Raw genomic sequence first — 4,748 nt, forward strand, 5'->3', positions numbered from 1 at the left:
CCGAGTTCAGGGTCAAGGAGATTCTCGCTTTCTCTCAACCCTCAGGTTGACAAATTCCGCCTTTCATTGTAGCCTATCGCCTCTGCCGCCACGCCGGCAGTATGTTACCACTTACGATTGGGAGAGACTACATGCCGACTATAGTGAAGACTGCCGACACAACTGCTCCGCGCTGGGATCTGGAATCGATTTTCCCTGGTGGCGCCGCCTCCAAGGAATTTGCCGACTTTCGCGCTGCCATCCGACGCGACCTCGAGAAACTTAATGCCGACTTCAAGGCGCTGCCCCAGGCATTGAACGACTCAGCAGTTACCGCCTGGAAGACTCTGATTCTGGAGTTCCAGCGGCTGGGTCTGCATATCGATCAGGCGCGTTCTTTTGCCCATTGCCTGATTTCGCAGAAGACCTCTGACGAACCCGGTCACGCCCTTGTCGCTGAGATCGATACTTATATCGCGCAGTGGTACAATCTCCGCACCGGCCTCGAAGCACTCTTCTCCAAGCAACCCGATGCTGAATGGAAGAAGCTGATGTCGGCCGACGGCATCCAGTCGATCGAATTTGCCCTCACGGAGATGCGCGACATCGCCAAGCACAAGATGGCTCCCGAACTGGAATCGCTCGCGCTCGAACTGGCGGTGAACGGCTACCATGCCTGGTCGCGCCTCTACGACCGTATCTCCGGCGATATCGTCGTCGAGTTTGCGGAAAAAGGCAAGCCGGAGAAGCTCTCGATCGGTCAGTTGGCCAACAAGCTGCAGCATCCCGACCGCGACGTTCGCCGGCGCGCCTTTAAGCTCTTCGAGCAGGCGTGGGCGGAAAAAGCCAACATCTGCGCCGCTACCTTGAACGCCCAGGCCGGTTTCCGCTGGTCGCTCTACAAACGCCGCGGCTGGAAATCAATCATGACCGAGCCGCTTCAGCTCAACCGGATGAAGCAGGAATCGGTCGATGCCATGTGGGACGCCGTCCAACAATCGTTGCCGCAAATGAAGCGCTACATTGAGGCCAAGAAGAAACTGATCCGCAGCGACAAGTTCTGCTGGTTCGACCAGTTTGCGCCGGTCGGCCATCTCGAGATCGAATTCAACTGGAAGCAGGCCGGCGATTTTATTGTCAAGCACCTCGGCGGCTTTTCCGACGAGATGGCGCAGTTCTCCCGCATGGCGATCGACAATCGCTGGGTCGAAGCCGAAGACCGTCCCGGCAAGGCCGACGGCGCCTATTGCACCGGCATGAACCTCAAGGGCGTCTCGCGCATTTTCATGACGTACTCGGACGACTATAGCAGCATGTCGACGCTCGCCCATGAACTCGGCCACGGGTATCATCAGTTCGTTTTGAAAGACACTCCCTATTTGGCTACCGAATACCCGATGGGGCTGGCCGAGACCGCCTCAATCTTCAACGAACTGCGCGTCGGCGATGCTGCCTTGAAGGAGGTCTCCGACACGCCGGGCAAGCTGATGTTGATCGACCAGAATCTGCAGAATGCGTTCATCCTATTCTGCAACGTCCAGGCGCGCTACCTGTTTGATTTGGCTTTCTACGCTGAACGCGAGAAAGGCATGGTCAGTCGGGGTCGCCTCGAAGAACTGATGCTGAACGCGCAGAAACGGGCCTTTGGCGATACCCTTGATGTCACCGACGGCTTCCATGCGCTCTTCTGGGCGTCGAAGCTGCACTTCTACATCACTGAAATCCCCTTCTACAACTTCCCGTACACGGTCGGCTTCCTGTTTGCCGGCGGCGTGTACGCGCGGGCGTTGGCGGAAGGCAAGGCGTTTGCGCCGCGCTACCGGGCGTTGCTGGAGGACACCGGCCGTATGACGACTGAGCAGGTGGCACAAAAGCATATGGGTGTCGATTTGACCAAGGCTGACTTCTGGAAGTCCGGTGTCGAGCGCGCAATGGCGCACGTTGATGAGTTCGTCCGGCTGGCCTCACAGAGCCGGTAGGATAGACATTCTTGTCTGTCGGTCTGATTGTTGTGTCCTGACGCCAACCGAACCTTCGCGCAAAGGGCCGATGTTCGTAAAGTGGGAGTATTAGCGTATGTCGACAGATTCAATGCAGCCAGAGACTATCTTCCTCATCGGGGCCGGATTTACAAAAGCAGCGTTCCCAAGAGCGCCGCTGAATGGTCAGCTACTGAAGGAGCTCATTGAAAGCGGTGCAGACACTGTTGCAAAGATCGCATCTCAGAACGGCAGTATCACGGAAATTGAAAAGCTGCTCACTCTGCATGATCTGAATTTGCAGGGCGTGCGTGACGGTGATTTCGCAGTCGAGCGAAGGAAGATTCAGCACGAAATCGCTGAATATTTCCGGCAATTTCGATTCGAACCAGTTAAACTAGGTCCAGGTAAGTGGATTCATCAATTCGCAAAAGTAGTCTTGTCCAATCGAGACCTCATAATCACACTGAACTATGACTGCTTTCTCGATGGTGCCCTTGACTACTTCGATGTTTGGAGACCACGCGACGGGTACTGCCGAATTCTCCATCCGTTGTTTGGCATCGAAGACTCAAGCCCAAAAGGCATCAAAATTGCCAAGATACACGGCTCAGAGCATTTCGGCGAGTCATACATTCACGGCGATCAGGGCCACACAAGTCTTGGCTTTGAGGTGAACGATTCAATTTTCCCAAGATCGGGTAAGAATAGGCAATATGAAAGAGGCGGGAGGATGCGCGCAGCCGAATACGTCATTGCACCGAGCTTTGTCAAATCTCCTCACATTGAAATCGTCTACATGATGCTGGATGCACTTGAAGCAGTTGTTACTGCTACACGATTAATCATCATTGGGACTAGCCTCCGTCCCGAAGACTCTTACTTGTGGCTTCTGTTGACGCGATTCCTTACGTCAAGATACGCCTGCAAGAAGCTCATTATTCTGGATCCCTATCCTGGTGCGATCTTAGACCGATTTGACGAATTCGGCTTTCCACGAGAACGCGCTTGGTACAAAATAGTCACGATTGAAGGTGGCATTGAGACCAAGATTCCGGAATTGATATCTGAATTAGGGAGATGAATCGCGAAGCGCCAGCCTCCGATTCGCTTCGAGTGGGCTACAGACCCAGAACAATGGAATATCAAATGAGCCCAAACCATGGGTGTTCGAATCGTTGAGTTGATCATCACAGAGGCTGCCAGGTGCCATCAGCATACCTGCATTTCCAGCCGGAAAATAATGCGGGCTCTGGTCGAGGGCAACCCATCTCTCGGAGTTCTCGTCCTCTTCTGCCTCTTCCCATTATACCGTCTTGCGCAGCTCGAGCTTTAGTGCAGGCCACCAAATGGTATACCTTGCCATCTTCACCGTCTCCATGAATTCCAGGCGAAGAGATTAGACAATTACCGCCACCGTAAGGACAAGGGAGATTCCCTCTTTGAACAGCTATCCTGTTCGATTCAACCCATGCCCATTTCTTTGCGAATTCATCAAGGTCGCCCATTGCGTCCTCCTTGAGAGCTCAGTATTGCTTGTATTCTGAGACATTACTTGCTGATACATGCAAATTGTCATACCGAAGATAGCTAGGATACCAGCAGGGAGCAATAACAAAGGTCTCCCGATTCTACACCCTCTTCTTCGTCGCTTTCTCGAATAAATGCCCCTTCTCCGCCTCGAAACTCAACCCCACCTTCCGACCCATTCCTGCCGCTAATCCCGGCCCCAGGCGTGCCATCAATTCGGCGCCGCCGGAACTGCCAATCGCGTAGCTTACCGCGCCATGGTACTCGATTCGCGACACGATCATCGTCCACGGAGAGGATTCACTTCCGGCTGTCAAGTGATCCGGTCGAATCCCCAGGATGTACTCACCGTCGGCGATGGCCGCACTCGTGCTGATAACCTCGGTCGCGGTTTTCACTTGCCCGCCGCGCACGCTCACTGCGAGGAAGTTCATCGGCGGTGATCCGATGAAGCCGGCCACGAACTGATTCGCCGGCCGGTCAAACACCTCTTCCGGTGTGCCGATCTGCATGATCGCCCCCTTGCTCAGCACCACCAACTGGTCCGCCATCGTCATCGCTTCGGTCTGGTCGTGGGTCACATAGATTGCCGTCTTGCCCAGCCGTTGCTGGAGCGCGCGCAATTCACCCCGCATCTGATTGCGCAGTTGGAAATCGAGATTCGACAGCGGCTCATCAAACAAGAACAACCGCGGATCGCGGATGATCGCCCGCCCGACGGCCGTGCGTTGCCGCTCCCCGCCGGACAGAGTGCGCGGCAGGCGGTCCAGCAGCGGCGTAATTTCCAGCAGCTCGGCCGTCGCTGCCACGCGCCGGTCGATGTCGCCTCTGGCCACTTTAGCCACCTTGAGCGGAAACGCCAGGTTTTCGCGGACCGTCAGATGCGGATAAAGTGCATAATTTTGAAACACCATCGCGATATTGCGGTCGCGGGGCTCATGGGCAGTGGCGTCTCGGCCGTCGATCCAGACCGCGCCTTCATCCGGGCTTTCCAGCCCGGCGATGATTCGCAGCAAGGTCGATTTGCCGCAGCCGGACGGCCCCAGCAGTACCGTCAGCTTGCCTGCCGGAATCGCCAGGTCCAGACGGGGGATCACCACGTTGCCGCCGAAGCGCTTGACGATACCGCGTAGCTCCACCTGGCTCATGGCTCGGAATCTACAACCGCGCCAAGATTAGGCAAGGAGAAACCCGCGGCGCTGCCGATAAGAGGACTATGGGGGTGACAGGAATATCAGTCGAACCTAAGTTGGCAGACAA

Annotated in this window: 3 protein-coding genes; 2 read left to right on the forward strand and 1 reads right to left on the reverse strand. The window is 55.6% G+C overall.

What is annotated here, in order from left to right:
- Positions 1-131: 131 nt before the first annotated feature.
- Positions 132-1,958, forward strand: a complete 1,827-nt coding sequence (locus IT585_12350; GenBank protein ID MCC6964037.1) for a M3 family oligoendopeptidase — start codon at positions 132-134, stop codon at positions 1,956-1,958.
- 97 nt (positions 1,959-2,055) lie between these two features.
- Positions 2,056-3,042, forward strand: a complete 987-nt coding sequence (locus tag IT585_12355; GenBank protein ID MCC6964038.1) for a hypothetical protein — start codon at positions 2,056-2,058, stop codon at positions 3,040-3,042.
- Positions 3,043-3,589: 547 nt separating this feature from the next.
- On the opposite strand, the gene IT585_12360 is transcribed toward IT585_12355, so the two are convergent.
- Positions 3,590-4,636, reverse strand: a complete 1,047-nt coding sequence (locus tag IT585_12360; protein ID MCC6964039.1) for an ABC transporter ATP-binding protein — start codon at positions 4,634-4,636, stop codon at positions 3,590-3,592.
- Between the last annotated feature and the right edge of the window lie 112 nt (positions 4,637-4,748).

Source organism: Candidatus Zixiibacteriota bacterium, from assembly GCA_020853795.1.
GTDB lineage: Bacteria > Zixibacteria > MSB-5A5 > CAIYYT01 > CAIYYT01 > JADJGC01.